The organism is Variovorax stachyos (assembly GCF_051400855.1).
Lineage (GTDB): Bacteria > Pseudomonadota > Gammaproteobacteria > Burkholderiales > Burkholderiaceae_C > Variovorax.
On sequence record NZ_JBLFFN010000029.1, the window covers coordinates 25,000 to 51,304 of the forward strand.

Consider the following 26,305-nt stretch of genomic DNA (forward strand, 5'->3'; position numbering starts at 1 on the left):
CCGATATCTTTTGGGGAAGTAGAGGGGAGAGCGCTCTCGTGAGCGCTCTCCCGGCAGGCATGGCGCGCGCTGCTGACTGCGGGTCAGTTGCCTGCCGCCTTGCCTGCCGCCGCGCCCGGCAGTGTGAACACGGTCAGAGACCCGCCGAGCTCGGTGTACTGGCTCAGTTCCTTGTAGCCGCCCACGGCGCCGAGGCCTTCGGTGCTCTTCTCCGGATCGATGCCGGCTGCCATGCCGATGCCGGCCCAGCCGCCGATGCCCGACAGGACGCCGAGGTACTGCTTGCCCTTGTGCTCATAGGTGAACACGTTGCCGATGATGCCGGACGGCGTCTTGAACTTGAAGAGCTCCTTGGTGATGTCCTTGGCATCGACGCACTTGAGGTAGCCCTCCAGCGTGCCGTAGCAGGAGATCCCGCCGGCGGTGTTCAGCGAGCCGCTCCACACCGAGAACTTCTCGGGCTTGCTCTGCACGATCTTGCCGGTGCCCGCGTCCCAGGTGATGTAGTTGCCCATGCCGCCATGGCTGCCCGGCGTCGGATACATCGAGAGGGTGGCGCCGACGTACGGCTGGCCGGCGGTGTACTCGACCTTGAACGGCTCGTAGTCCATGCAGACGTGGTTGGTCGGCACGTAGAAGAGCTTGGTGTTGGGGTCGTAGGAAGCCGGTTGCTGGTCCTTGCTGCCCAGCGCTGCCGGGCAGATGCCCTTGGTGTTGACGTCCGGGCCGTTCTTGGCCGTGGAGTACTTGGCGACCACCTGCGGCCGGCCGGTCTTCATGTCGACGTGCGTGGCCCAGTTCACCTTGGGGTCGAACTTCTCGGCCACCAGCAGCGCGCCGGTCACCCGGTCCAGCGTGTAGGCGAAGCCGTTGCGGTCGAAGTGCACCAGCGCCTTGGTCGGCTTGCCCTTGACGTTGATGTCCGCCAGGATCATCTCGTTGATGCCGTCGAAGTCCCATTCGTCGAACGGCGTCATCTGGTAGACCCAGTTGACCTTGCCGGTGTCCACGTCGCGCGAGAAGATGCTCATCGACCACTTGTTGTCGCCGGGGCGCTGCGAGGGGTTCCAGGTCGACGGATTGCCGGTGCCGTAGTACACGGAATTGGTGGCCTTGTCGTAGCTGTACCAGCCCCAGGTGGTGCCGCCGCCGATCTTCCACTGGTCGCCCTGCCAGGTCTTCAGCGACGAGTCCTTGCCGACCGGCGCGAGCTTGCCGTCGGTCCAGGTCATGGTCTTCGCCGGGTCCATCAGCATCTCTTCGTCGGGCCCGGTGCTGAAGCCCTTCCAGGCCAGCTTGCCGTCCGAGACGTTGTAGGCGGCCAGGAAGCCGCGCACGCCGAACTCGCCGCCGCTGATGCCGGTGATCACCTTGTCCTTGAAGACGTGCGGCGCATTGGTGTTGGTGGCGCCGACCTTCGGGTCGCCGTTCTTCACCGTCCACACCACCTTGCCGGTCTTGGCGTCGAGCGCGACCAGCGTGGTGTCGGCCTGCTGCAGGAAGACCTTGCCCTCGGCATAGGCGAGGCCGCGGTTCACCGTGTCGCAGCACATCACCGCGATCACCGACTGGTCCTGCTTCGGCTCGTACTTCCACAGGATCTTCTGCGTGTCGATGTCGAGTGCGTACACCTTGTTCGGGAACGGCGAGTGCAGGTACATCGTGCCGTCGACCACCAGGGGCGAGCCCTCGTGGCCGCGCAGCACGCCGGTGGAGAAGGTCCATGCGACCTGCATCTTGCCGACGTTGCTCTTGGTGATCTGGTTCAGCTTGCTGTAGCGCTGGTTGAACATGTCACCTGCCTGCATCGCCCAGTTCTTCGAGTTCGCGACGTTCTTCTCGACGTCGGCATTGGCAAACGCCAGGGCCGGAAGAGCCAGCATCGCGACGCCGACGTGCCGTACGAGACGGCCGGCGATCTGCCTGGAAAATTTCATAAATGTCTCCTCACATTTGACAGTGGGTATCGAACACGAATTGGCAGCAGCCCATCGGATCTATTCGACCGACTTGGCGAAGGCTGCGGACCGCAACATCCATGCCCACCCTTGCCGCCGTGCACTCGCCGGGCCTGCCGGTGCGGCGGGACTGCGATGGCGCGCTTGTCTCGTCGTCGGGAGGCTGTTTTGAAGACTGCAGCGAGCCCCTCGGACCTAGGGGAAATCCCGAGCATTTGCTGCTCCTGGCCGCGCCGCAGGTCACGCGCTGCAGCGGCGTTGCGCCGGGTGCGCGTCCAAATTTGGCGCAAAGTGTCTCGCGCCAAATACGGATGACGATGGGGCATGGCATGCACAGGCGCCTGCATGCGCAAACGTGTAGGACGAAATCCTGTGAAGACACCGCGACGCTTCGAGGCACAGAATTTGCGGATTGAATGTGAACGCCACATGCCCTCGACCCCTGAGACTCCGACAGCTCCACATGCACCTTCGGCCTCCATGCTGCGAACCATCGACTTAACCAAGCGCTATGGCACGCGCACGGCCCTGCGGTCCTTGTCCTTGCGCGTGCCCGCGGGCCAGTTCGTCGCACTGCTGGGGCCCAACGGCGCCGGCAAGTCGACGCTGTTCCAGGTGCTGACCGGCATGTTCGCGGCCGACGAAGGCGAGGTCGAGGTGGCCGGCCATTCGCTGCGGCATGCCGCGACCGCGGCGCTCCGGCACATCGGCGTCGTGTTCCAGCAGATGTCGCTCGACCTCGACCTCAGCATCCGGCGCAACCTGCTGTTCCAGGCCGACCTGCACGGCCTGCCTCGGCGGCTGGCGCAGGAGCGCATCGCCTTCGCCTGCGAGCGCCTGAACATCGATGCCGACCTCGACCGGAAAGTGCGCGAGCTGTCGGGTGGGAACCGGCGCAAGGTCGAGCTCGCGCGCGCGGGACTGCATCGCCCGGGCGTGCTGCTGATGGACGAAGCCACGGTCGGGCTGGACCCGAAGTCCCGCCAGGACCTGTTGGCCGCCTTGCGCGCGGACGTTCGCGAGCGCGGGGTGTGCGTGCTGTGGGCAACCCACCGGGTCGACGAGGCCGAGCAGGCGGACCGCGTGCTCGTGCTGCACAAGGGATCGCTGCTGGCGGACGGCACGCCGGCGCAGGTGAGCCGCGAACTCGGCGGCGACACGCTGGAGGAGGGCTTTATCGCACGTACCCGCTGAATCCGAGAACCGAATAACAAGAGGTAGAGACATTCATGAACATGCAAAGACATCTGCTTTCGATTCCGGCTGGGCTGCTTCGGGCCGCCGCCGTCGCTCTGGCCCTTGCGGCAGCGAGCCAGGGCGCGCTGGCGCAGGGCGTGGCCTACGTCTCCAGCGAGAAGGACAACGCGCTGACCATGATCGACCTGGGAACGCTTGCCGTCAAAGGCACGATCCCGACCTGCAAGCGCGCGCGCCATCTCCAGCTGACGCCCGAGCGCCAGGTGATGGTTGCCTGCACCGACTCGAACGAGGCCGACCTGATCGACCCTGCCAGCGGCAAGTCGGTACGGCGCATTCCCCTCGGCGACGAACCCGAGGCCTTCGACCTGTCGCCGGACGGCAAGGTCATCTATGTCTCGAACGAGGATGCCGGCGAGGCCAGCTTCATCGACGCGACCAGCGGCAAGAAGCTGCGCTCGGTCAAGGTGGGCGCGGAGCCGGAAGGCGTCAAGGTGAGCGCCGACGGCAAGACCCTGTACGTCACCTCGGAGGTGGCCAGCCTGATTCACGTGATCGACACCGCCACCGGCAAGGTCACCAAGAATATCCGGGTCGGCAAGCGCCCGCGCCGCATGGCGATCACGCCCGACGGCAAGGAGCTGTGGGTCACCAACGAGCTGGGCGCCAGCGTCAGCATCGTCTCGACCGCCACGCACGAGGTGGTCGACACCGTGAAGTTCGAGCTCAAGGGCGCGCGCGCCGAGGACATCACGCCGGTCGGCATCCAGATGACCCGGGACGGCCGGCGCGCCTTCGTCGGAATGGGGCGTGCCAACCACGTCGCCTTCATCGACGTGGCGAGCCGGAAGGTGGGCCCGCTGGTGCTGGTCGGCAAGCGTGCCTGGAACGTCACGCTGGACAAGGCGGAAGCGCGCCTGTACGTGGTGAACGGGCTGAGCGACGATGTGACGGTGGTGGACGTGGCCGGCGCCAAGGCCGTCAAGAGCATTCCGGTCGGACGCGTGCCCTATGGACTCGTGATCGTGGAATGAGGAAGCGCACACCGGTTTTCCTGCTTTCGCTTGCTGGGTTGGCGGCGGTGCTGGCCGCAGCTGCACCGGCGGACGCGGCGGTGCTCAAGGCCACCTTGATCACGCCCGCGGACGACCCGCGCATGGAGCGTTCGCGCCTCGAGCGCGCCTACCTCGGCCATCCGGGCGGCCCGGTCGCGGACGGCCTGGAGCTGGCCGTCGAAGAGGCCAGGTTCGAGCTGGAAGCCGCGGGCGCCGAGGTGGCGCTGGCCAGCGCGCCGGCCGCGTCGATCGATGCGGCCCGCGCGGCAGCGGTGGCGGCCGAGAAGAACGGCGCGGCGGTGCTCGTGACCGATCTGCCTGCCGAATGGACGCTGGCGGTCGCCGATGCGGTGAAGCTGCCGGTGCTGAACCTGGGCGACGCATCGGACCGCTTGCGCCAGCAGGACTGCCGCGCGCGCCTGTTCCATCTGATTCCGAGCGAGCGCATGCGCAGCGACGCGCTGGCCCAGACGCTGGTGTCCCGCAAATGGAGCAAGGTGCTCCTGCTGGTGGGCGCAAGCGCGCAGGATGCCTCGCGCTCGGCGACCGCGCAGGCGTCGATCAAGCGCTACGGGCTGCAGCTCGTGGGCAGCAAGCCGTTCAAGCTGTCGGCCGACCCGCGCGAGCGCGACCTGGCCAACCCGCTGCTCTTGACGGCCGGCAGCAACTACGACGCGGTGTGGGTGGTCGACAGCGACGGCGAGTTCGCCCGCACGCTGCCCTACCGCACCGTGCTGCCGCGGCCGGTCGTGGGCGACGGCGGCCTGGTGGCGCTGGCCTGGCATGCGCAGTTCGAGCGCTACGGCGCGCCGCAGGTGTCGCGGCGCTTCGCGAAGGCGGCCAAGCGGCCGATGACGGCGCACGACTGGGCGGCGTGGATGGCCGGCAAGACGCTGACGGCGGCGGCCATCGCCTCGCCCGCGGGGCCGAACGCGGCCTGGGCGCAGGCCTTGTCCAAGAGCACCATCGACGGCTCCAAGGGGACGGGCCTGAGCTTCCGCGCCTGGGATGGCCAGCTGCGCCAGCCGATGCTGCTCACCGACGGGCAGGGCGTGATCTCGCAGGCGCCGGCCGAAGGCGTGCTGCATCCGCGCAACGTGCTCGACACGCTGGGCGCGGATTCACCGGAGAAGCTATGTCCGAACGCGCGCTGAAAAGCACCCCGGAGAGCGCCACGGCTGAATCGGGCGCTCGGCATGGGCTGGGCCACGCCTTGCAGGCGATGCGCGCCATCATGCTGCGCGAGCTCTACAAGTTCTCGCAGCAGACCGGGCGCCTGGTGTCGGCCCTGGTTCGGCCGCTGCTGTGGCTGGCCGTGTTCGCCGCGGGTTTCCGCAACGTCTTCGGGGTTGCGATCGTCGAGCCCTACGACACCTATATCCCGTACGACGTCTACATCGTGCCCGGGCTGGTCGGCATGGTGCTGCTGTTCAACGGCATGCAGTCCTCGCTCGCGATGGTCTACGACCGGGAGATGGGCCTGATGCGCCTCCTGCTCACCGCCCCGCTGCCGCGGCCCTGGCTGCTGTTCTCCAAGCTGTGCGCCACGGCGCTGCTCTCGGTGCTGCAGGCGCTGGCGTTCGTGGTCGTGGCGGCGCTGATCGGCACCGAGCTGCCGCTGCTGTCGCTCGGCGGGCTGCATGCGCTGGTGGCGCTGGCGGCGGGCGCGCTCATGCTGGGGGCGCTTGGGCTGCTGCTGTCGGTACACATCAAGCAGCTGGAGAACTTCGCGGGGACGATGAACTTCGTGATCTTTCCGATGTACTTCCTGTCTACCGCGCTTTATCCGCTGTGGAAGCTGCAGGAGTCGGGGGCGGAATGGGTGTACCAGCTGGCGCGCTTCAATCCTTTTACGTATGCGGTGGAGTGGATTCGGTTTGCGGTGTACGGGAAGGATCCGGGGGTGGCGCCTTATGTGGTGCTGGGGTGCCTGGTGGTGTTCTTTGGGTTGGCTTGTTGGGGGTATGACCCGCAGCGGGGGTTTGGGGGGTTGACTAAGAGGGGAGGGGGGGCGTGAGACCTCGTTTTATTGGTTTCGTACGGTGCGCTTTTGTTGAGGCAGGAGCCGGGAATTCGCCCCGGCGGGCGAGTTACTTTCTTTGTCTCGCCAAAGAAAGTAACCAAAGAAAGGCGACCCCACTGCGCGTGACCCTCCGCTTCGCTACGGGCAACCTGCGGTGCTCGCTTCAGGCGGGGTCCGCGCAAACTCGCTTCGCTCAAACACGCGCGGCCCTTTTTCCGCCTGAAGCTGCGCTCCTCGGCACGCGCAGAGGGGATTGGGGGACGGTCGGGCCATTGCTTCGCTCGGCCGCCAGAGGCCTCGCTGCGCAAGGCCTGGAACAGGTGCATGCCTATGCGGACGAACGTGAGCATGAGCATGGCTACGAGCACGAGCACGAGCATGGCTACGAGCACGAGCACGAGCACGAGCACGAGCACGAGCACGAGCACGAGCATGTGCCTGTGCCTGTGCCTGTGCCTGTGCCTGTGCGTGTGCGCAAGAGTCAACGTGAGCGAGGACCCAGGGGCCAAACCGACCTGCACACCACACAAGGACGCGCCACGGCGCGTTGGAGTTCAGATCCCCTCTGCGCGTGCCGAGGAGCGGAGCTTTTCGCGGAAAAAGGGCCGCGCGTGTTTGAGCCGAAGGCGAGTTTGCGCGGACCCCGCGAAAAGCGAGCACCGCAGGTTGCCCGTAGCGAAGCGGAGGGACACGCGCAGTGGGGTCGCCTTTCTTTGGTTACTTTCTTTGGCGAGACAAAGAAAGTGACTCGCCCGCCGGGGCGAAATCCCGGCTCCTGCCTCAACCCAGGCGCACCGCCAAAGCAGAGCAAATGAGCCCGCACGACCGCCCTAATCGACGCCGCTTGCTGCAGCACGCAGGCGCGCTGGCGCTGAGTGCACTGCCACTGCAAGCAATGGCTTCCTCCGACACCTTCCCCTCCCGCGCCGTCACCCTCTGGGTCCCCTGGCCCGCCGGCGGCGCCACGGACATCTCGCTGCGCCTGCTTGCCGAACTGGCTTCCGTCTCCCTGGGCCAGCCCGTACTGACCGAGAACCGCGGCGGCGCAGGCGGCACGCTCGCCATGCCCGTGCTGCAGCAGGCGCGCCCCGACGGCTACACCATCGCCCAGATGCCGCAGACGGTCTTCCGCACGCCGCACACGCAGAAGGTGCTGTGGGACCCGATCCGCGACGTGACGCCGATCCTGCAGGTGTCCAGCGTCACCTTCGGCGTGCTGGTCGCGGCCGGCAGTCCGGTGCGTTCGCTCGACGACCTGTTCGCGTACGCACGCGCGCATCCCGGCGAGCTGACGATCGCCACCAACGGCGTCGGCACCACGCCGCACATGGTGCTGGAGGAGCTGTTCACCGCGCGCGGGCTGCGCTACATCCATGTGCCGTACAAGGGCACGGCCGAACAGTTGAACGCGATCGCCGGCGGGCAGGTGATGGCCGGCGTCAACTCGACCGGCTTCGGCCCGGCGGTGGATTCGGGCACGCTGCGGCTGCTGGTGACCTTCAGCGCCGAGCGCTCCAGGCGCTGGCCCGGCGTGCCGGTGCTGCGCGAGCTGGGCTTCGACATCGTCGCCACCTCGCCCTTCGGCCTGGCGGGGCCGCGCGGGCTGCGGCGCGGCGTGGTCACGGTGCTGCACGACGCCTTCAAGAAGGCCATGTTCGACCAGCGGTTCAAGGACGAGCTGGCGAAGTACGACCAGGAGGTCGACTACCTCGGGCCGGAGGCGTACGCGCAGTCGTGCCGGGAGATCTTCGCGCAGGAGCGCGCCATGGTGGAGCGGCTGGGCCTTGCACGCACCGGGAGCTGAAAGGCAATTGCTCCGATGAGCCGACCGGGACCGAAGACGCAGCGGCCACTTCGGCGGCATGCGCTGCTCGATCACACGGCGAGTTGGAAGCTGCCGCGCGCGGCATGGGTCGGCGCACGTCTGCAGCTTGGCGCCTGACGCGCTCAGGTGCGCGCCGCGCTTCGCTTGCGTACAGTTTTTCGCGCAGGCTTGCGCGCCGGCGGCAGATGGCCGAGCTGATGCTGGATCTGCGCCTGGCCGTGTGCGCGAAGGTAGTCCTCGAAGGCCAGCGCGACCTGCGGCAGCTGGCGCGACGCGAGGTGCATGACGTACCAGTCACGCACGATCGGATTGCCCGGCACCGGCAGCAGCCCGAGCAGGCCCGCGTTCATCTCGAGCACGCAGGTGTGCATCGACAGGAAGGCAATGCCGAAGCCCGCGGCGCACATCTGCTTGATGGCCTCGTTGCTCGACAGCTCGGAGCCGATGCGCAGGGGCAGCCCGTTGTCCTTGAAGAAGCGCTCGACCGTGGTGCGCGTGCCCGAGCCGCGCTCGCGCACCAGCATGCGCGTCTCCGAGAGGAGCGCGAGGCTGGGCTTGGCCGTCGACATCAGCGGATGTCCGGGCGCCGCGAGAAAGGCCATGGGGTGCTTGGCGAAGGCGCTTGAATCCGTCTTCAGCTCGGCGGGCGGGCGGCCCATGATCGCGACGTCGATCTCCTGGCCCGCGAGCATGCGCACGATCTCGTCGCGGTTGCCGACCTGCAGCTTGACCTTGACCTTCGGATGCTCCTTGGCGAAGTTCACCAGCATCGGCGGCAGCAGGTACTCGGCCGTCGTGATGGCGCCCACCCGCAGCGTTCCGGAGAAGACGCCCTGCAGCGTGGCCATTTCTTCGCCGGCCTCGCGCCACAGGTCGAGGATGCGCCCCGCGTAGGCGGCCAGCAGCTCCCCGGCCTCGGTCAGCCGGATGCCCCGGCCGGTGCGCTGCAGGAGTGGCGTGCCGGCCGATTCTTCGAGAGTGCCGATCTGGATGGATACCGCGGGCTGCGTGAGGTGCATCTCGTCGGCCGCCAGCGACACGCTGCCGAGCCGGGCCACTGCATGGAAGGTGGCGAGCTGGCGAAAGCTCGCGTGCTTGGTAAGGGGCATCGAACGATATTAGGTTTGCGACATGTCAATGTCAAAAGATTTAATTTTTACTAATCGTTCGCGCGGCCTACATTCTCCTCACCGACAGCACGAATCCATTCATCTCGAGAGGCGAACCCCATGGGCAACATGAACGAAGCGATCCAGATCACCGACGCGAAGAAGCGCTATTCGGCCGGCGTGCTGAAGTACGCGCAGATGGGCTACTGGAACGGCGACTACCAGCCCAAGGACACCGACATCCTGGCGCTGTTCCGCATCACGCCGCAGGAAGGGGTGGACGCCATCGAGGCCGCGGCGGCGGTGGCCGGCGAATCGTCCACGGCGACCTGGACGGTGGTGTGGACCGACCGGCTCACCGCCTGCGACATGTACCGCGCCAAGGCCTACAAGGTGGAACCGGTGCCGAACAACCCGGGCCAGTACTTCTGCTACGTGGCCTACGACCTGTCGCTGTTCGAGGAGGGCTCGATCACCAACGTGACGGCCTCGATCATCGGCAACGTCTTCAGCTTCAAGCCGCTGAAGGCCGCGCGGCTGGAGGACATGAAGTTTCCGGTGGCCTACGTCAAGACCTTCGCCGGGCCGCCGACCGGCATCGTGGTGGAGCGCGAGCGGCTCGACAAGTTCGGGCGGCCCCTGCTGGGCGCCACGACCAAGCCGAAGCTGGGCCTGTCAGGGCGCAACTACGGGCGGGTGGTGTACGAGGGCCTGCGCGGCGGGCTGGACTTCATGAAGGACGACGAGAACATCAACTCGCAGCCTTTCATGCACTGGCGTGACCGCTTCCTGTTCGTGATGGACGCGGTGAACAAGGCGAGCGCCGCCACCGGCGAGGTCAAGGGCAGCTACCTGAACGTCACGGCCGGCACGATGGAAGAGATGTACCGCCGGGCGCAGTTCGCCAAGGAGCTCGGCTCGGTGATCGTGATGGTGGACCTGGTGATCGGCTACACCGCCATCCAGTCGATGAGCAACTGGTGCCGCCAGAACGACATGATCCTGCACCTGCACCGTGCCGGCCACGGCACCTACACGCGGCAGAAGAACCACGGCGTGAGCTTCCGCGTGATCGCCAAGTGGATGCGCATGGCGGGCGTGGACCACATCCACGCGGGTACCGCCGTCGGCAAGCTCGAGGGCGACCCGATGACGGTGCAGGGCTACTACAACGTGTGCCGCGACACGCACACCAAGGTGGACCTGCCGCGCGGCATCTATTTCGACCAGGACTGGGGTGCGCTGCGCAAGGTGATGCCGGTGGCCTCGGGCGGCATCCACGCCGGCCAGATGCACCAGCTGCTGGACCTCTTCGGCGACGACGTGGTGCTGCAGTTCGGCGGCGGGACCATCGGGCATCCGCAAGGCATACAGGCAGGGGCCACCGCCAACCGCGTGGCGCTCGAGGCCATGGTGCTGGCGCGCAACGAGGGCCGCGACATCGCCAACGAGGGGCCGCAGATCCTGCGCGACGCGGCCAGGTGGTGCACGCCTTTGGCGGCCGCGCTCGACACCTGGGGCGAGATCACCTTCAACTACGCGTCCACCGACACGTCCGACTACGTGCCGACGCCGTCGGTGGCCTGAACCCTTCACCAGGAGAGACAGACATGCGAATCACGCAAGGCACCTTTTCGTTCCTGCCCGACCTGAGCGACGAGCAGATCAAGCGCCAGGTCGAGTATTGCCTCGACAAGGGCTGGGCGATCGGGATCGAGTACACCGACGACCCGCACCCGCGCAACACCTTCTGGGAGATGTTCGGCAATCCGATGTTCGACATCCAGGATGCGGCCGGCGTGATGCTCGAGCTGGCGGCCTGCCGCAAGACATTCGCGCAGCAGTACATCCGCGTGACCGCCTTCGACTCGACGCACGGCACCGAGTCGGTGGTGATGTCCTTCATCGTCAACCGGCCGGCCAACGAGCCGGGCTTCCGCCTGATCCGCACCGAGGAGCCGGGCCGCACCATCCGCTACAGCATCGAGAGCTACGCCGTCCAGGCGCGGCCCGAAGGCGCGCGGTACTGAGCCCAAGCCCGACGCGAGCACCCGCATGGATACCGCCCAGCCCGCCGATACCGATGCCGCCACCGCGCCGAGGCAGCTCTTCGAGTCCTCGGGCGTGAAGGCCCTGCTCGACCAGCTCGATGCCGAACTGGTCGGCCTGGCGCCGGTGAAAGGCCGCATCCGCGACATCGCCGCGCTGCTGCTGATCGACAAGCTGCGCCAGGCGCAGGGGCTGCAATCGCAGCCGCCTTCGCTGCACATGTCCTTCACCGGCAATCCGGGCACCGGCAAGACCACGGTGGCGATGCGCATGGCCGAGGTGCTCAAGCAGCTGGGCTATGTTCGCAAGGGGCACCTGGTGGCGGTGACGCGCGACGACCTGGTCGGCCAGTTCATCGGCCACACGGCGCCCAAGACGCGCGAAGTGATCAAGAAGGCGATGGGCGGCGTGCTGTTCATCGACGAGGCCTACTACCTGTACCGGCCGGAGAACGAACGCGATTACGGGCAGGAATCGATCGAGATCCTGCTGCAGGTGATGGAGAACCAGCGTGACGACCTGGTGGTGATCCTCGCGGGCTACAAGGACCGCATGGAGACCTTCTTCGGCAGCAATCCGGGGATGGCCTCGCGCATCGCGCACCACATCGATTTCCCCGACTACAGCGAGGCCGAGCTGATGCAGATCGCGCAGCTGATGCTCGCGCGGCTGAACTACAGCTTCGACGACGGCGCGGCGTCGACCTTCGCGCGCTACGTGAGCCTGCGCCGGCGGCAGCCGCACTTCGCCAACGCGCGATCGGTGCGCAATGCGCTGGACCGCATCCGGCTGCGCCACGCCACGCGGCTGTTCGGCAGCGAAGAGGCCCTGACGCGCGAACAGCTCTGCACGCTGCAGGCGCAGGACATCCTGGCGAGCCGCGTTTTCGATGCGCGGCCGGGCGCTGCAACGGCGCAGGGAGCGCACGCATGAGCATAGAAGCGCTCGTGTTCGACGTCGACGGCACCCTGGCCGATACGGAGGAGGTGCATCGCCGCGCCTTCAACCTGGCCTTCGAGGAGCTCGGGCTGGACTGGCGCTGGGAACGCGCCGAATACAGGCGCTTGCTCGCGGTCACGGGCGGCAAGGAGCGGCTGGGGGCCTACATCGACGGCCTGGCCCTGAGCGCCTCCGAGAAGAAGCGCCTGCACGAGCGGGTGCCGGCGCTCCATGCTGCGAAGACGCGCCACTACACCGCGATCGCGCTGGAGGGCGGCCTCACGCTGCGTCCCGGCGTGGCGCGCCTGCTCGACGAGGCGATCGGCGCCGGCCTGCGCCTGGCGATCGCCAGCACCACGACCGCGGTGAACATCGACGCCCTGCTGCAGGCGACGCTGGGTCCGGGCGGCCTGTCGATGTTCGACGTGATCGCCTGCGGCGACCAGGTGCGCGCGAAGAAGCCCGCGCCCGACATCTACCGGCTGGCGCTCGACACCATGGGCGTGGCGCCGGAGCGGGCGATCGCCGTCGAGGACTCGGCGAACGGACTGCGCTCGGCGCTCGCTGCCGGCCTGTGGACCCTCGTCACGCCCACCTTCTGGACCGAAGGCGGCGACTTCAGCGGCGCCGGCCTGGTCCTGCCGAGCCTGGGCGACCGCGAGCAGCCGCTCGAGGGCGAGCCGGGCGAGCGCCTGCAGGGGGCCGCCTGGCTCGGCGTCGACGAGCTCACGCGCCTCGCAACTTCGGTGCCGCCCATGAACGCCGTGCAGGCGCTTTACCGAGGGAAATGAGATGCAGGAGAAGACCATGCGGATCGCACCGAGCCTGCTCTCTGCCGACTTCGCGCGCCTGGGCGACGAGGTGAGCGCAGTCATCGAGGCCGGCGCAGACCTGATCCATTTTGATGTGATGGACAACCACTATGTACCGAATCTGACAGTCGGCCCGCTGGTCTGCCGGGCCATCAAGCCCTACGCCACGGTGCCGATCGACGTGCACCTGATGGTCAAGCCGGTCGATGCCCTGGTCCCGATGTTCGCGGAAGCCGGCGCCTCGATCATCTCGTTCCATCCCGAAGCCAGCGAACACGTGGACCGGACCATCCGGCTGATCCGCTCGAGCGGCTGCAAGGCCGGGCTGGTGCTGAACCCGGCCACGCCGCTGCAGGTGCTCGACCATGTGCTGGACCAGCTCGACCTGGTGCTGCTGATGTCGGTCAACCCCGGCTTCGGGGGGCAGAGCTTCATCGACAGCGTGCTGCCGAAGATCGAGGCGGCGCGCCGCCGCATCGACGCCAGCGGGCGCGACATCTGGCTGGAGGTCGACGGCGGCGTGAAAGCCGACAACGCCCAGCGCATCGGCGCCGCGGGCGCCGACACGCTGGTGGCGGGCTCGGCGGTGTTCGCCGGCGGCCGCTACCGCGAGGCCATCCAGGCCATCCGCACCCTGGCCCTGGCGGGGCGCGCGGCATGAAGGACCTGCGCGCCATCGAGGCCATTGCCTTCGACCTCGACGGCACGCTGGTCGACAGCGCACCCGACATCCGGTGTGCCTTGAATGCGGCGCTCGAAGAGGCGGGCCTCGCACACTTCGACCTGGACACCGTGCGCGCATGGATCGGCGACGGCCCCGACGCGCTGATTGCGCACGCCTTGTGCTGGCACGGCATCGACGCCGACGAATCAATGCAAGCGCGCCTGCGCAAGGCCTTCGACGCGTACACGCTGGCCGCGCCCCTGCAATCCGGCGGCGTCTTCCACGGCATCGCCGAACTCGTCGCCGGCCTGGCCGGGAGCCTGCCGATGGTGGTGGTCACCAACAAGCCGACGGCCCTGGCACGCGCCGTGCTGGGTGCAGCCGGACTGCTGCGTTTTCTGAGCGGGGTCCATGGCGCCGACGCCGCCGACCAGCGCAAGCCCGCGCCTTACCTGCTGCTGGCCGCGGCGCATCGGCTCGGCGTGGCGCCTGCCCGCCTGCTGATGGTCGGCGACGCGCCGCCCGACCTGTACGCGGCGCAGGCGGCCGGTTGTCCGGCCGCGCTGGTGGCATGGGGCTATGGCGGGCACGCGATCGCGAAGGCATTGCCGCCGCGGGCGTGGCGCGTCGAGACGCCGCAGCAATTGCTGCTGAGGGCACTCGAGTCGCGCGCCGTGCGCAGCGAAGAAACGAATCACTAGAACCAGGAGATCGACATGCCAATCGCAGGCAAGGCCACGCTGACCCAGTACATCATCGAGGAACGCCGCCGGCACCCGGGTGCCACGGGCGCGCTCAACGCCGTCATCACCGACGTTTCGCTCGCCTGCAAGGCGATCTCGCGCAAGGTCGCGCTGGGCGCGCTCGGGGACATGCTCGGCAGCGCCAGCAGCCGCAACGTGCAGGGCGAGGAGCAGAAGACGCTCGACATCGTGAGCAACGACATGTTCCTGCGCGCCAACGAGTGGGGCGGCCACGTGGCGGGAATGGTGTCCGAGGAGATGGAGGCGCCCTATCTGCCGCCGCAGCAGCAGCCTCGCGGCAAGTACCTGCTGCTGTTCGATCCGCTGGACGGCTCGTCCAACACCGACGTGAACGTGGCGGTCGGCAGCATCTTCTCGATCCTGCGCGCGCCCACGCCCGAGCGCGACGCCAGGCCGGAGGACTTCCTGCAGCCCGGCACCGAGCAGGTCGGCGCCGGCTACGCGATCTACGGCCCCTCGACGATGCTCGTGCTGACGCTGGGCAACGGCACGCACGCCTTCACGCTCGATCCGCAATTGGGCGAATGGGTGCTGAGCCATCCGAACCTGCGCATTCCCGCGCGGACCCGCGAGTTCGCCATCAATGCGTCGAACAGCCGCTTCTGGGAGCCGGCGGTGAAGCGCTATGTCGATGAATGCCTGGCCGGTGGCGAAGGCCCGCGGGGCATCGACTTCAACATGCGCTGGATCGCCTCGCTGGTGGCGGAGACGCACCGCATCCTGATGCGCGGGGGCGTTTTCATGTATCCGCGCGACAGCAAGGAGTCGGGCCGTGCGGGGCGCCTGCGCCTGCTTTACGAGGCCAATCCGATCTCCTTCCTGATCGAGCAGGCCGGCGGCATGGCCAGCACCGGCCGCCGGCGCCTGATGACGGTCGAGCCCGAGTCGATCCACCAGCGCATCGGCCTGGTGTTCGGCTCGTCCGAAGAGGTCGCGCGCGTGGAGGCCTACCACGCCGAGGCGCCGCAGGACACCTACCAGGCGCCGCTGTTCGGCAAGCGCGGCCTGTTCGCGACCGCGGCCTGAAAGAAGCCGCGCCGCCCGCCCGAATTCTTCATTCCCCAAGGCCACCATGTCAGCCAAACATCCCATCGTTGCCATCACCGGCTCCTCCGGCGCAGGCACCACCTCCGTCACGCGAACCTTCGAGAACATCTTCCGGCGCGAGAGCATTCAGGCCGCCATCGTCGAGGGCGACAGCTTCCACCGCTACGACCGGAACACGATGAAGGTGGCAATGGCGGAAGCAGAGGCCGCCGGCAACCGGAACTTCAGCCATTTCGGCGAGGACGCGAACCTGTTCGCCGAACTCGAAGCCCTGTTTCGCGACTACGGTGAGGCGGGCGTCGGCCGCAGCCGGAAGTACCTGCACGATGCGCGCGAAGCGGCGCCCTACGAGCAGGAGCCCGGCACCTTCACGCCGTGGGAGACGCTGCCGGCGAGCGAACTGCTGTTCTACGAAGGCCTGCACGGCGGCGTGACCACGGAGAAAGTCGACATCGCGCGCCACGTCGACCTGCTGATCGGCGTGGTGCCGGTGATCAATCTCGAATGGATCCAGAAGCTGCACCGCGACAAGAGCACGCGCGGCTACTCGACCGAGGCGGTGACCGACGTGATCCTGCGCCGCATGCATGAATACGTGCACTACATCTGCCCGCAGTTCACGCGCACCCACATGAACTTCCAGCGGGTGCCGGTGGTCGACACTTCCGATCCGTTCATCGCGCGGACCATCCCGAGCCCGGACGAGAGCCTGGTGGTGATCCGCTTCGCCAACCCGGCGGGCTTCGACTTTCCTTATCTGCTGAGCATGCTGCACGACTCCTTCATGTCGCGCGCCAACACGCTGGTGGTGCCGGGCGGAAAGATGGAGCTGGCGATGCAGCTGATCTTCACGCCGATGATCCTGCGCCTCATGGAGCGGCGGAAGAAGGCGTATGCCATCTAGCAGCCCGCACTTGCCCGCACCCATCAGGAACTTCGCCATGACAACTGAAGAGCTCGTCTCGCGCAGGCAGTGCGCCAATGCCATCCGCGCGCTGGCCATGGACGCCGTGCAGGCCGCCAACTCGGGCCATCCGGGCATGCCGATGGGCATGGCCGACATCGCCGAGGCCTTGTGGCGGCATCGCCTGCGGCATGATCCGACGCACCCGCGCTGGATCGATCGCGACCGCTTCGTCGTCTCCAACGGACACGGCTCGATGCTGCTGTATGCACTGCTGCACCTGAGCGGCTATGCGCTGCCGATGGAGGAGCTGCGACGCTTTCGGCAGCTGCATTCGCGCACGCCGGGGCATCCCGAGGTCGGCGTCACGCCCGGCGTCGAGACCACCACCGGGCCGCTGGGGCAGGGCATCGGCAATGCAGTGGGCATGGCGTTGGCGGAGAAGCTGCTGGCCGAGGAGTTCAACCGGCCCGGCCATTGCGTGATCGACCACCGCACCTATGTGTTCCTCGGCGACGGCTGCCTGATGGAAGGCATCAGCCACGAGGCCTGTTCGCTGGCAGGCACCTGGCGGCTGAACAAGCTGGTGGCCTTCTACGACGACAACGGCATCTCCATCGATGGCGAGGTCAGCGGCTGGTTCAACGACGACACGCCGGGCCGCTTCGAAGCCTACGGCTGGACCGTGCTGCGCGACGTCGACGGACATGACGCGCAGGCACTGGATGCAGCGATCGACCGGGCGGCCGCCGCCGACCGGCCGGTGCTCGTGTGCTGCAAGACGCGCATCGGCCATGGGTCGCCGAACCGCGCCGGCACCCCCAAGGCGCACGGCGAGGCGCTGGGGGAAGCCGAGATCGCGCTCACCCGGCAGGCGCTGGGCTGGAGCGCTGCGCCCTTCGAAGTGCCGGCCGAGGTCGCACGAGCCTGGTCGGGGCGCGAGTCCGGCGCAGCGCTGCACGCGCAATGGCAGGCGCGCTTGGACGCCTATTCGCAGGAGTATCCGGCGCTCGCGCGCGAGCTGCTGCGGCGCCATCGCGGCGACGCGCCGCTCACCGCGGAGGTCGAGGCGGCGCTGGCCTCGGCGGCGGCGCGGGCGGAACAGCAGCGGGCAGCGGTCGCGACGCGCAAGGCCTCGCAGCAGGTGCTCGACCAGGTTGCACCCGCCATGCCGGAGCTGATCGGCGGCTCGGCCGACCTCACCGGGTCGAATCTGACCGACTGGAAAGGACATCGCGCGCTCAAGGGCGCGGGCACGGGCAACCACGTGCACTACGGCGTGCGCGAGTTCGGCATGGCAGCCATCATGAATGGGCTGGCGCTGCACGGCGGGCTGCGCCCCTTCGGCGGCACCTTCCTGACCTTCTCCGACTATGCCCGCAACGGCGTGCGCATGTCGGCGCTGATGAAGCTGCCGGTCATCTACGTCTTCACGCACGACTCGATCGGCCTGGGCGAAGACGGGCCGACGCATCAGCCGGTGGAGCACGCCTCCAGCCTTCGGCTGATACCGCACGTGGATGTCTGGCGCCCCGCCGATGCCACCGAAACCGCGGTGGCCTGGCGGCAGGCGCTGCGCCGCGTCGACGGCCCCAGCTGCCTGCTGCTGACGCGCCAGGCCTTGCCGCATTCCGGCGGGGGCACCGAACGCATCGAGTCCGTCGCACGCGGTGCCTACGTGCTGCAGCGCCCGGAAGCCGAGCGCGTGGCCCTGCTGGCGAGCGGCTCGGAGGTCGGCGTTGCGCTGGCGGCCGCGGCCCTGCTGCAAGAGGAGGGGATCGCGGCTCGCGTGGTGTCGGTGCCGTGCATGGATGTGTTCGAGCGCCAGCACGCGGACTGGCGCCACGCGGTGATTCCCCGCCACCTGCCGCGGCTCGCCGTGGAAGCCGGCAGCACCGGCCTGTGGTGGAAGTACGTGGGCGAGCACGGCGACGTGGTGGGGCTCGAATGCTTCGGCGAGTCGGCACCGGCTGGAGAACTCTTCAAGCTGTTCGGCATCACCGCGGAGGCGGTGGCGGAGCGTGCGCGCCGGCTGCTGGCGAGCGCATCCCACGCCGGCATGAAGGAAAAGGAGCCGTCATGGCCATGATCTCGTTGCGCCAACTGCTGGACCACGCCGCCGAACAGCGCTACGGCGTGCCGGCCTTCAACGTCAACAACATGGAGCAGATCCAGGCCATCATGCAGGCGGCCGTGAAAACCGACAGCCCGGTCATCCTGCAAGCCTCGGCTGGCGCGCGCAAGTACGCTGGCGAGCCATTCCTGCGCAAGATGGTCGAGGCCGCCGTGGAGATGTACCCGGCGATCCCGATCGTGATGCACCAGGACCACGGCGCCAGTCCGTCGATGTGCATGCAGGCCATCCGCTCCGGCTTCACCAGCGTCATGATGGACGGCTCGCTGATGGAAGATGCCAGGACGCCGGCCAGCTACGACTACAACGTCGCCGTGACCTGCCGGGTGGTGGAGATGGCGCATGCGGTCGGTGTTTCGGTCGAAGGCGAGCTGGGTTGCCTCGGATCGCTGGAATCCGGCATGGCCGGCGAGGAAGACGGCAGCGGCGCCGACGGCGTGCTCTCGCATGACCAGCTGCTGACCGATCCGCAGCAGGCGGCGGACTTCGTGGCAAGGACGGGCGTCGATGCGCTCGCGATCGCCATCGGCACTTCGCACGGCGCCTACAAGTTCAGCCGCAAGCCGAGCGGGGACATCCTTGCGATCGACCGCATCAAGGACATCCATTCGCGCATCCCGCAGACGCACCTGGTGATGCACGGCTCTTCGTCGGTGCCGCAGGAATGGCTGGCGGTGATCCGCGAGTTCGGCGGCGAGATCAAGGAGACCTACGGCGTACCTGTCGAGGAGATCCAGGAGGGCATCCGCCACGGCGTGCGCAAGGTCAACATCGACACCGACATCCGGCTGGCCATGTCGGGCGCCATGCGCCGCGCCATGGCTTGCGACCGCAGCGAGTTCGATCCGCGCAGGTTCCTGAAGGAGGCCACTGCTGCCGCGCGCGATGTCTGCGTGGAGCGCTTCGAGGCCTTCGGCAGCGCCGGGATGGCGGGCAAGATCAAGCCGGCGGCACTGATGGGAAGCTCCTTTCCTCGACCTCCCGACCCCGAGCGTCTATAGTGGTCGCCGAGCCTCCGAAGCACGAGCTGCTGGCGTCCCAGTCGCTTTTTGCCCTGATCAAGGAGGTCTCCATGCACCGTTTTCTTTTCAACAACCGCGACGACCTGATTGCGGAGGTGCAAGGCGAAGGTCGCACAACGCCCCTTGCGAGCTGCAACCGACAAGCAACTGGCCCATGGCGTTCCCATGTTCCTGGACCAACTCACGAGAACGCTCGCTGCAGAAGAGGACGACGAGATGGATGTGAGCATCGCCATCTCGGGGCCTTCCGGGGGCGACACGCTCGCCCTGACGGAAATTGGCGTGAGCGCCACCGCCCACGGCAAGGAACTGCTCCATCTGGGCTATACCGTGGATCAGGTCGTCCATGACTATGGCGATCTCTGCCAGGCCATCACGGATCTCGCGTTCGAGCGGGATGAACCGTTTGCCGTGGGCGAGTTCCGTACCCTGAACCGTTGTCTGGACAACGCCATTGCGGACGCCGTCACCGAGTTCAGCTTTCAACGCGATGCGCAGATATCGATGCAGCAGGTCGCGGGCGAAAAGCAGCGGCTGGGATTCCTGGTCCACGAACTGCGCAACTCGCTCGGAACCGCCACCCTCGCCGTAAGGGCGCTCGAACTGGGCAACATGGCGATCAGCGGCGCAACGGGCGCGGTCCTGAAGCGAAGCCTTTCGACACTGGGACTGCTGATCAGCAGGGCCACGGCCGAAGTGAGGGGAGAAGGGGCGGACCAACGCCAGACTTTCTCGGTGGCGTCCTTCATTGCGGATGTCGACCTCGTAGGGCGGCTCGATGTGGCGCGCAAAGGCACGGTCTTCGAGGTGCAGACGGTGGACCCTTCTCTGGCGATCATGGCCAACCGGGATCTGCTTCATGCGGCGCTGGCCAACCTGCTGCAGAACGCGTTCAAGTACACCAAGGAGAACTCCATGGTGAGCCTGAGCGCCTACGCATCGGGCGACCAGGTTCTCATCGATGTCGAGGATCATTGCGGAGGATTGCCGGCAGGTGGCGCCGCAAAGATGTTTATCCCTTTCAGTCCCAACAACGACCGCAGGGCCGGTCTGGGACTCGGGCTCTCCATCGCTCGGCAAACCATCGAGGCGGACTATGGAACGTTGACGGTCAGAGACGTACCGGGCTCGGGTTGCGTATTCACCATCAGCCTTCCACTTCACTCTCTCGAGTAGGGCGCCTGTGCGCGTCCTTCTCCGAAGGGCGCTGAACTTCCGCCTTACCGGCGCTCAGGCGCGGGCGCCTTCGACGTGTTGCGGAACTCGATGGCCTCCTTCATCAACCACTCCGCCAGTGCACGCGCGGCCTGGTTTCGCGCAGCTCGCTTGGACACGATCAGGTGATAGCCGGCGGCCAGCGGCGCACGCCGCGGCCAGGCTTCCAGCAGGCGGCCCTCCCGCACATCGTTGTCGACCAGCACGACGTGGCCGATGGCGATGCCAAGCCCCGCAACGGCTGCAGTAAGCGTCGCCTCGGTGTCCTGCAACTTCATGTTCCGGGCACTCGTCAAGCCTCCCGCGTCGCAGGCTGCGAGCCATTGCGGCCACTTGCTGCTTCGAAGGGAGTCATGCAGCCAAGGGAACCGGTCCATGTCGCCGATGCGCGCGAGGCCCTGGCCCTTCAGCAGTCGTGACGACGCCACGGGAACCAGGCTGTCCTGCATCAGGAGCTGTGCACCGGGCCAGGAACCGTCGCCGTAGTGGATCGCGAGGTCGAAGCGTTCCTTGCGGAAGTCGGCATCCCAGATCGACGTGGCCAGCTCGATGTCGACGTCGATGCGTGCGAGTTGCAGCCGCGCCAGCCGTGGGATGAGCCAGCGCGAAGCGAACGACGGCATGGCCAGCACCTTGACTGTCGGTCGGTCGCCGCCATTCGCGATTCGCATCGCGCCGTGATCCAGTTCGTCGAGCGCGCGATTGACCGTCTCGAGATACAGCTCGCCAGCGGCGGTGAGCTGCACGCTGCGATGGCCGCGCAACACCAGCGTCTGCTGCAAGCCTTCTTCCAGGGTGGCCATGTACCGGCTGACCGCCGATTGGGCGCAGCCGAGATCGCGAGCCGCGCCCGTGAAGCTGCCGCAGCGCGCCACGGCGCGGAACACGCGCAATGCCGTGATCGATATCTCACTCATGTGTCATGCGAAAGTTGGATGGCATGAGATGACCAAAGCGCATCATCGCAGGTGCCTTTCCCATGCCTAATGCTCGTTCTCCGATTAGGCCTCAGGAACTCCCATGTTGAAACGGCATATGAACTTCGAACTCAACGGCCGCCGGACCGAACTCGACCTGCCCGGCGACATGCCGCTCCTTTGGGCGCTGCGCGACGTGGTCGGCCTGACCGGGACCAAGTTCGGCTGTGGCATGGCGCTGTGCGGCGCATGCACGGTGCATCTGGACGGCGTGGCCGTCCGATCCTGCCAGACGCCGCTGTCGGCGGTCAGCGGCAAGCGCGTCACCACCATCGAGGCGATCGGGCAGACGGCGCTGGGACGCAGGGTTCAGGAGGCCTGGCTCGAGGAGGAGGTGGTGCAGTGCGGATACTGCCAGTCGGGTCAGATCATGTCGGCCTGTGCGCTGCTCGGGCAAACGCCCAGGCCCAGCGATGCCGAGATCGACGCGGCGATGTCCGGCAACATCTGCCGCTGCGGCACCTACTCGCGCATCCGCGTCGCCATCCACCGCGCAGCCGAGGCCGGAGGCAAGGCATGAGCGCTTCCTCGCGCGCTTTTTCGCGACGTGTCTTCCTGGTCGCCGGCGGATCGCTCGCGCTCGGCGTCGCGTTCGACACTGCGGGCGCAACGGGCGCAGCGGGCGCACGGGCCGCCGGCGAGAAGCCCTCTCCCTTCGAACCGAATGCGTACATCCGGATCGATCCCGACAACACCATCACGCTGACCATGCCGCGCGTGGAGATGGGCCAGGGAACCTACACGGCCCTGTCGATGTTGATCGCCGAAGAGCTCGAGATCTCGCTCGCCCGCATCAAGCTTGCCCATGCGCCGCCTGATGCTTCCCGCTATGGGAACCCGCGCGCCGGCGGTGCACAGATCACCGGGGGCTCCAACTCCGTTCAGGGTGCCTGGGAACCGCTCCGGACGGCAGGCGCAATGGCGCGTGCCATGCTCGTCGAGGCGGCGGCACAGGAATGGCGCGTCGCGGCGGCCGAGTGCAGCGTGCAGGACGGCGTCGTGATTCACGCATCCAGCGGTCGGCAGCTCAGCTACGGGCAACTCACGCAGCGGGCGGCAGACTTGCCGTTGCCGCAGCAAGTCAGCCTCAAGGCACCCGACGCCTTCAAGCTCATAGGGCGTCCGCTCAAGCGCCTCGATGCTGCGGAAAAGGTCGATGGTCGTGCGCGCTACGGCATCGATGCGAGGCTGCCGAAGATGCGCTATGCGGCCGTTGCGGCAAGCCCTGCCTTGGGCGGCAAGCTGGTGAGCGTGGACGACAGGGCGGCATTGGCCTTGCCGGGCGTGCGCCAGGTGGTGCGCATCGACAACGCCGTGGCGGTCATCGCAGACCACTCCTGGGCTGCAAAGCAGGGGCTCGCAGCGTTGAAGGTCATCTGGGACGACGGGCCGGCGGCGAGCATGTCGACGGCCACTATTCGCGAGAGACTGGAGGGCGGGCTTGCGCGGCAAGATGCCGCAGTGGCGCGTGCGCAGGGAGACGCCGATGCGGCGCTGCGCGGTGCGGCCAGGCGACTCACGGCCACCTACCATTCACCGTTTCTCGCCCATGCGGCGATGGAACCGATCAACTGCACCGTGGACCTCCGCGCGGATGGCTGCGACGTCTGGGTGGGCACGCAGGCTCCGACGCGCGCCCGCGACATCGCGGCGCGCGCATCGGGCCTGGCAGCCGACAAGGTCCGCATCCACAACCACCTGATCGGGGGCGGCTTCGGGCGCAGGCTCGAAGCCGACTATGTCGAGCAATCGGTGGCCCTGTCGCGGAACGTGCAAGGGCCCGTCCAATTCATCTGGTCGCGGGAGGAGGACATTCAGCACGACATCCTCCGGCCGGCCTACGTCGATCAGTTCAGTGCGGCGATCGATTCGCAAGGCCGTCCGATGGCCATTGCGCACCGGGTGGTCGGCTCATCGATCATGGCTCGCGTCGCGCCGGGCCTGTTTCGCAATGGTCTGGATCACGATGCCGTCGAGGCCGGGTTGGGCCCCTACGAATGGCCGGCGTCCAGGCTCGACTATGTGCGCGAGGAGCCTGGAGCCGGCGTGGTCACAGGCTGGTGGCGCGGTGTGGGGCCGACGCACAACTGCTTCGTGGTGGAGAGCTTCGTGGACGAGCTGGCTACGCTGGCCAACAAGGATCCCGTGGCCTACCGGCTGGCGTTGCTGCCCGAGCGTTCGCGCGCGCGCTCGGTGCTGGAATTGGCGGTGCAGAAGGCGGGCTGGGACGCGCCTCTGCCTGCGGCGGCCGGAGGTTCCAGGCGAGGCCGCGGGGTCGCGGTGCTGGCCGCGTTCGGCAGCTATCTGGCCCAGGTGGCCGAGGTGACCGTCGATGCATCTGGCGACATCGCCGTCGACCGCGTCGTGTGTGCGGTGGACTGCGGCATGGTCATCAATCCCGACACGGTGGAGGCCCAGGTGGAAGGTGGCATCCATTTCGGCGTCAGCGCGGCTTTGTGGGGCGAGATCACCATCAAGGGTGGTCGCGTCGAGCAAAGCAACTTCCATGACTATCGGATGTTGCGGCTGCCGGAGGCCCCGAGGGTCGAGGTTCACATCGTGCCGAGCCGGGAAGCACCGGGCGGCATCGGCGAACCGGGTACGTCGGTTGTGCTGGCCGCCCTCGCGAATGCCGTGTCGGCTGCCACCGGCCAACGGCTGCGCAGCCTACCTTTGCGTCCCGGCTCCGCTTGACGAACCAGGGCAGCGCAGGCGTTCGAGCGACAAGGCGGGGAGGGCATGGTCGAGCAATACCCGGGCGCCGCGTGTCACAAGGCGATGTGCCCGGTCGTCTAAGAGGTGTTCCCTCAACCCTCAAGCCACAAGGAGCTCACGATGTCCCCAGCCCGACTCGACTACCACGCCCTCGCACCCGCTGCAGCACGCGCCGGCGCCCAGTTTTCCCACGCCGCCGGCAAGACGCTGGACAAGCGCCTGCGTGAATTGGTGAACCTGCGCATCAGCCAGATCAACGGCTGCGCCTTCTGCATCGACATGCACTGGGCCGACCTGCTCAAGCAGGGCATGGACCCCCGCCATGTGAACGCCGTGGCCGGCTGGCGCGAGGCGGAGCGCTTCTTCAGCGAAGCCGATCGCGCCGCGCTCAACTGGGCGGAGGCCGTCAACGCGGTGCCCCAGCGCACGCCCAGCGATGCGGACTTCGACGCCGTGAAGCGGCACTTCAGCGATGCGCAGATCGCGGACCTCTCGTTCGCGATCTGCGCGATCCGCTCCTGGAACATGCTCAATGCCAGCTTCCACACACAGGTGCCCGAAACGCCGTACACCGGCGGCTGAATCGGCCCGATTGGCCGCCGAGATGAGTCCTGCAGCTGTGTAGGAACGCTGCGAACATTTCAGTACCGCTCCTGGGTGCCTCAAGAACCAAGGGGCACACTTTTCACTGATTTCCAAAGGCCAACATTTTCAGTTTCCTACCAGGGAGGTGTGTGGGCGTCGACCGCGTACTATCGGCCAACTCCGGACATTGGATGCCGAGGCAGAATTCGCCTAGGAGCAGGCATTCAAACGGCGGACTGAATGCACGAAGAAAAGCCGGGCCCAGCCCGGTTTTTCTGGAACGCAGCGCTTCAGATGGCGAGGCGATCACCGCGCGCGGCTGCGCGGGCCTGGATGCGCACGCTGGCGCGGTCGACAGGCGATTCGACGCGCGTCACGCCTTGGCCGTAGCCTTCCGCGTACGGGTTCGCGCTGCGAGCGGCAGCGAATCCTTGCGAGCGAACCGAAGCGCGATCGACAGAGCTGGCGATGCTGGTGACGCCTTGCCCGGCCACATCGCTGAACTGGTCGCCGCTGCGCGCGGCCATGACGCCTTCGGCGTGGACTGCGGCACGGGTCTGGGTCGATGTGACCTTGGCGACGCCGTGATAGGTTTCTGCTTGGACGCCGGCGGCAGCGAGGATCGCGAGCGCGAAACCGGAGAGGAGCTTGGAAGCGGTGTTCATGGTCGGATTCCTTCAAGTGGTTGGACGGGTTGGTGTGGGATGAAGTTTGCGGCCGCAAAGGGCCTCGCGGATGTGCGTTTTCGCACCTCGGCGTTCATGCCGCGGAAATAGTCCGGCCCTTCAAACGCTTGTCGCACCCGGATCTCGCGCGGTCGCACTCCGGTTTTTCGCCGGGAGCCGCGGTTCCTGCATCTCCGCTGCTGCGTTGAGGAGCCTCTTCGATGTCACCGGGACCACGCTGCGCCGCGCGCTGCCCGACCTCAACGCGCGTATCGCCGCCAGGCACCTGGCCCCGGTGTTCGACTGGCTGCGCACGAACGTTTGGAGCCAGCTCAGGCCTCGCGGTGGGACACCGACGAACTGGCGCGCCGGGCCCGCGGCGAGACGCTCGACCCGGCGCCGCGCACCTCGAATCGCGCTACCTCGCCGACGCCTCGCGCTGACCGCGATTGTGCGTGCCGTCGCCGGCCCCGGGGGCCGGCCGCGCAGGCATCGATCACGCCGCGGCTCGCGCGACGAAGCGCTGAGCGAGCGGGCTCGCCGGTCGCATCGCGGCCCGCTCTGCGGCTAGCGCTGCCGCGAGTGGCCGATCGCCGCTGCGCAGCGCGGCCTCGATCAGCGTCAGGTCGAGCAGGTCGCGCTGGGC

The 26,305-nt window shown here is 67.4% G+C and carries 23 protein-coding genes; 19 read left to right on the forward strand and 4 right to left on the reverse strand.

Annotation, left to right across the window (positions count from 1 at the left end; translation table 11 throughout):
* Positions 1-83 precede the first annotated feature (83 nt).
* Positions 84-1,937 (reverse strand): methanol/ethanol family PQQ-dependent dehydrogenase, encoded by a 1,854-nt coding sequence (locus ACMGEZ_RS28415; RefSeq protein ID WP_436825622.1) that lies wholly within the window; start codon positions 1,935-1,937, stop codon positions 84-86.
* 501 nt (positions 1,938-2,438) lie between these two features.
* Between ACMGEZ_RS28415 and ACMGEZ_RS28420 the strand changes: the two genes are divergently transcribed.
* From ACMGEZ_RS28420 to ACMGEZ_RS28440, 5 genes are all read left to right on the forward strand, one after another.
* Complete coding sequence (locus ACMGEZ_RS28420; protein ID WP_436825623.1) at positions 2,439-3,152, forward strand: ABC transporter ATP-binding protein; 714 nt, start codon at positions 2,439-2,441, stop codon at positions 3,150-3,152.
* 41 nt (positions 3,153-3,193) lie between these two features.
* The gene (locus tag ACMGEZ_RS28425; RefSeq protein WP_436825644.1) at positions 3,194-4,189 is read left to right on the forward strand and encodes a PQQ-dependent catabolism-associated beta-propeller protein; all 996 of its coding nucleotides are present in this window, start codon (positions 3,194-3,196) and stop codon (positions 4,187-4,189) included.
* The gene (locus tag ACMGEZ_RS28430) at positions 4,186-5,364 is read left to right on the forward strand and encodes a type 1 periplasmic-binding domain-containing protein (RefSeq protein WP_436825624.1); all 1,179 of its coding nucleotides are present in this window, start codon (positions 4,186-4,188) and stop codon (positions 5,362-5,364) included. The genes ACMGEZ_RS28425 and ACMGEZ_RS28430 overlap by 4 nt, the downstream gene beginning before the upstream one ends.
* Positions 5,346-6,227, forward strand: coding sequence for an ABC transporter permease (locus ACMGEZ_RS28435; RefSeq protein WP_436825625.1), 882 nt, complete (start codon positions 5,346-5,348; stop codon positions 6,225-6,227). The genes ACMGEZ_RS28430 and ACMGEZ_RS28435 overlap by 19 nt, the downstream gene beginning before the upstream one ends.
* Before the next feature lie 817 nt (positions 6,228-7,044).
* Positions 7,045-8,037 (forward strand): Bug family tripartite tricarboxylate transporter substrate binding protein, encoded by a 993-nt coding sequence (locus tag ACMGEZ_RS28440; protein ID WP_436825626.1) that lies wholly within the window; start codon positions 7,045-7,047, stop codon positions 8,035-8,037.
* Positions 8,038-8,180: 143 nt separating this feature from the next.
* Here the strand turns inward: ACMGEZ_RS28440 and ACMGEZ_RS28445 are convergent, their stop codons facing one another.
* Entirely contained in the window at positions 8,181-9,167 is a 987-nt protein-coding gene (locus ACMGEZ_RS28445; protein WP_436825627.1) for a LysR family transcriptional regulator, read from the reverse strand.
* A gap of 120 nt (positions 9,168-9,287) precedes the next feature.
* On the opposite strand from ACMGEZ_RS28445, the gene ACMGEZ_RS28450 reads away from it, so the two are divergent.
* The 11 genes from ACMGEZ_RS28450 to ACMGEZ_RS28500 all read left to right on the forward strand — a co-directional run bounded on the left by ACMGEZ_RS28450 (position 9,288) and on the right by ACMGEZ_RS28500 (position 20,678).
* Entirely contained in the window at positions 9,288-10,754 is a 1,467-nt protein-coding gene (locus tag ACMGEZ_RS28450) for a form I ribulose bisphosphate carboxylase large subunit (protein WP_436825628.1), read from the forward strand.
* Positions 10,755-10,777: 23 nt separating this feature from the next.
* Positions 10,778-11,197 carry a ribulose bisphosphate carboxylase small subunit gene (locus ACMGEZ_RS28455; RefSeq protein WP_436825629.1) on the forward strand — a complete coding sequence of 140 codons (420 nt, stop codon included), beginning with the start codon at positions 10,778-10,780 and terminating at the stop codon, positions 11,195-11,197.
* A gap of 25 nt (positions 11,198-11,222) precedes the next feature.
* A complete protein-coding gene (cbbX, locus tag ACMGEZ_RS28460) occupies positions 11,223-12,149 on the forward strand; it encodes a CbbX protein (RefSeq protein WP_436825630.1) in 927 nt (308 codons plus the stop codon).
* Positions 12,146-12,946, forward strand: coding sequence for an HAD-IA family hydrolase (locus tag ACMGEZ_RS28465; protein WP_436825631.1), 801 nt, complete (start codon positions 12,146-12,148; stop codon positions 12,944-12,946). Before cbbX ends, ACMGEZ_RS28465 begins: the two co-directional genes overlap by 4 nt.
* Positions 12,947-12,962: 16 nt before the next feature.
* Positions 12,963-13,628, forward strand: a complete 666-nt coding sequence (rpe, locus tag ACMGEZ_RS28470) for a ribulose-phosphate 3-epimerase (RefSeq protein ID WP_436825632.1) — start codon at positions 12,963-12,965, stop codon at positions 13,626-13,628.
* A complete protein-coding gene (locus ACMGEZ_RS28475; RefSeq protein WP_436825633.1) occupies positions 13,625-14,332 on the forward strand; it encodes an HAD family hydrolase in 708 nt (235 codons plus the stop codon). Before rpe ends, ACMGEZ_RS28475 begins: the two co-directional genes overlap by 4 nt.
* Before the next feature lie 15 nt (positions 14,333-14,347).
* Positions 14,348-15,421, forward strand: coding sequence for a class 1 fructose-bisphosphatase (locus tag ACMGEZ_RS28480; RefSeq protein WP_436825634.1), 1,074 nt, complete (start codon positions 14,348-14,350; stop codon positions 15,419-15,421).
* A 46-nt stretch (positions 15,422-15,467) separates the two neighbouring features.
* A complete protein-coding gene (locus ACMGEZ_RS28485) occupies positions 15,468-16,346 on the forward strand; it encodes a phosphoribulokinase (RefSeq protein WP_436825635.1) in 879 nt (292 codons plus the stop codon).
* A 37-nt stretch (positions 16,347-16,383) separates the two neighbouring features.
* A complete protein-coding gene (gene tkt, locus ACMGEZ_RS28490) occupies positions 16,384-18,435 on the forward strand; it encodes a transketolase (protein WP_436825636.1) in 2,052 nt (683 codons plus the stop codon).
* Positions 18,426-19,481, forward strand: coding sequence for a class II fructose-bisphosphate aldolase (gene fba / locus ACMGEZ_RS28495; protein ID WP_436825637.1), 1,056 nt, complete (start codon positions 18,426-18,428; stop codon positions 19,479-19,481). Before tkt ends, fba begins: the two co-directional genes overlap by 10 nt.
* Before the next feature lie 186 nt (positions 19,482-19,667).
* The gene (locus tag ACMGEZ_RS28500; protein WP_436825638.1) at positions 19,668-20,678 is read left to right on the forward strand and encodes a sensor histidine kinase; all 1,011 of its coding nucleotides are present in this window, start codon (positions 19,668-19,670) and stop codon (positions 20,676-20,678) included.
* A gap of 44 nt (positions 20,679-20,722) precedes the next feature.
* Here the strand turns inward: ACMGEZ_RS28500 and ACMGEZ_RS28505 are convergent, their stop codons facing one another.
* Positions 20,723-21,604, reverse strand: a complete 882-nt coding sequence (locus ACMGEZ_RS28505) for a LysR substrate-binding domain-containing protein (RefSeq protein ID WP_436825639.1) — start codon at positions 21,602-21,604, stop codon at positions 20,723-20,725.
* 133 nt (positions 21,605-21,737) lie between these two features.
* Between ACMGEZ_RS28505 and ACMGEZ_RS28510 the strand changes: the two genes are divergently transcribed.
* The 3 genes from ACMGEZ_RS28510 (at position 21,738) to ACMGEZ_RS28520 (ending at position 24,991) form a co-directional block, all read left to right on the forward strand.
* On the forward strand, positions 21,738-22,214 hold the full coding sequence (locus ACMGEZ_RS28510; RefSeq protein WP_436825640.1) for a (2Fe-2S)-binding protein: 477 nt from the start codon (positions 21,738-21,740) through the stop codon (positions 22,212-22,214).
* On the forward strand, positions 22,211-24,388 hold the full coding sequence (locus ACMGEZ_RS28515) for a xanthine dehydrogenase family protein molybdopterin-binding subunit (RefSeq protein ID WP_436825641.1): 2,178 nt from the start codon (positions 22,211-22,213) through the stop codon (positions 24,386-24,388). The genes ACMGEZ_RS28510 and ACMGEZ_RS28515 overlap by 4 nt, the downstream gene beginning before the upstream one ends.
* 141 nt (positions 24,389-24,529) lie before the next feature.
* Entirely contained in the window at positions 24,530-24,991 is a 462-nt protein-coding gene (locus tag ACMGEZ_RS28520) for a carboxymuconolactone decarboxylase family protein (protein WP_436825642.1), read from the forward strand.
* 293 nt (positions 24,992-25,284) lie between these two features.
* Here the strand turns inward: ACMGEZ_RS28520 and ACMGEZ_RS28525 are convergent, their stop codons facing one another.
* Positions 25,285-25,659 (reverse strand): helicase SNF2, encoded by a 375-nt coding sequence (locus ACMGEZ_RS28525; protein WP_436825643.1) that lies wholly within the window; start codon positions 25,657-25,659, stop codon positions 25,285-25,287.
* Positions 25,660-26,305 lie beyond the last annotated feature (646 nt).

What these genes read in the sequence shown, in the direction of transcription:
- ACMGEZ_RS28480 (WP_436825634.1), top strand. Translation starts at nt 14,348, where the DNA reads ATGCCAATCGCAGGCAAGGCCACGCTGACCCAGTACATCATCGAGGAA.
- ACMGEZ_RS28445 (WP_436825627.1), bottom strand. Translation starts at nt 9,167, where the DNA reads ATGCCCCTTACCAAGCACGCGAGCTTTCGCCAGCTCGCCACCTTCCAT.
- ACMGEZ_RS28435 (WP_436825625.1), top strand. Translation starts at nt 5,346, where the DNA reads ATGTCCGAACGCGCGCTGAAAAGCACCCCGGAGAGCGCCACGGCTGAA.
- ACMGEZ_RS28420 (WP_436825623.1), top strand. Translation starts at nt 2,439, where the DNA reads ATGCTGCGAACCATCGACTTAACCAAGCGCTATGGCACGCGCACGGCC.
- ACMGEZ_RS28475 (WP_436825633.1), top strand. Translation starts at nt 13,625, where the DNA reads ATGAAGGACCTGCGCGCCATCGAGGCCATTGCCTTCGACCTCGACGGC.
- cbbX (WP_436825630.1), top strand. Translation starts at nt 11,223, where the DNA reads ATGGATACCGCCCAGCCCGCCGATACCGATGCCGCCACCGCGCCGAGG.
- ACMGEZ_RS28415 (WP_436825622.1), bottom strand. Translation starts at nt 1,937, where the DNA reads ATGAAATTTTCCAGGCAGATCGCCGGCCGTCTCGTACGGCACGTCGGC.
- ACMGEZ_RS28500 (WP_436825638.1), top strand. Translation starts at nt 19,668, where the DNA reads ATGTTCCTGGACCAACTCACGAGAACGCTCGCTGCAGAAGAGGACGAC.
- fba (WP_436825637.1), top strand. Translation starts at nt 18,426, where the DNA reads ATGGCCATGATCTCGTTGCGCCAACTGCTGGACCACGCCGCCGAACAG.
- ACMGEZ_RS28520 (WP_436825642.1), top strand. Translation starts at nt 24,530, where the DNA reads ATGTCCCCAGCCCGACTCGACTACCACGCCCTCGCACCCGCTGCAGCA.
- ACMGEZ_RS28430 (WP_436825624.1), top strand. Translation starts at nt 4,186, where the DNA reads ATGAGGAAGCGCACACCGGTTTTCCTGCTTTCGCTTGCTGGGTTGGCG.
- ACMGEZ_RS28425 (WP_436825644.1), top strand. Translation starts at nt 3,194, where the DNA reads ATGCAAAGACATCTGCTTTCGATTCCGGCTGGGCTGCTTCGGGCCGCC.
- ACMGEZ_RS28455 (WP_436825629.1), top strand. Translation starts at nt 10,778, where the DNA reads ATGCGAATCACGCAAGGCACCTTTTCGTTCCTGCCCGACCTGAGCGAC.
- ACMGEZ_RS28525 (WP_436825643.1), bottom strand. Translation starts at nt 25,659, where the DNA reads ATGAACACCGCTTCCAAGCTCCTCTCCGGTTTCGCGCTCGCGATCCTC.
- rpe (WP_436825632.1), top strand. Translation starts at nt 12,963, where the DNA reads ATGCGGATCGCACCGAGCCTGCTCTCTGCCGACTTCGCGCGCCTGGGC.
- ACMGEZ_RS28450 (WP_436825628.1), top strand. Translation starts at nt 9,288, where the DNA reads ATGGGCAACATGAACGAAGCGATCCAGATCACCGACGCGAAGAAGCGC.
- ACMGEZ_RS28510 (WP_436825640.1), top strand. Translation starts at nt 21,738, where the DNA reads ATGTTGAAACGGCATATGAACTTCGAACTCAACGGCCGCCGGACCGAA.
- tkt (WP_436825636.1), top strand. Translation starts at nt 16,384, where the DNA reads ATGACAACTGAAGAGCTCGTCTCGCGCAGGCAGTGCGCCAATGCCATC.
- ACMGEZ_RS28465 (WP_436825631.1), top strand. Translation starts at nt 12,146, where the DNA reads ATGAGCATAGAAGCGCTCGTGTTCGACGTCGACGGCACCCTGGCCGAT.
- ACMGEZ_RS28515 (WP_436825641.1), top strand. Translation starts at nt 22,211, where the DNA reads ATGAGCGCTTCCTCGCGCGCTTTTTCGCGACGTGTCTTCCTGGTCGCC.
- ACMGEZ_RS28485 (WP_436825635.1), top strand. Translation starts at nt 15,468, where the DNA reads ATGTCAGCCAAACATCCCATCGTTGCCATCACCGGCTCCTCCGGCGCA.
- ACMGEZ_RS28440 (WP_436825626.1), top strand. Translation starts at nt 7,045, where the DNA reads ATGAGCCCGCACGACCGCCCTAATCGACGCCGCTTGCTGCAGCACGCA.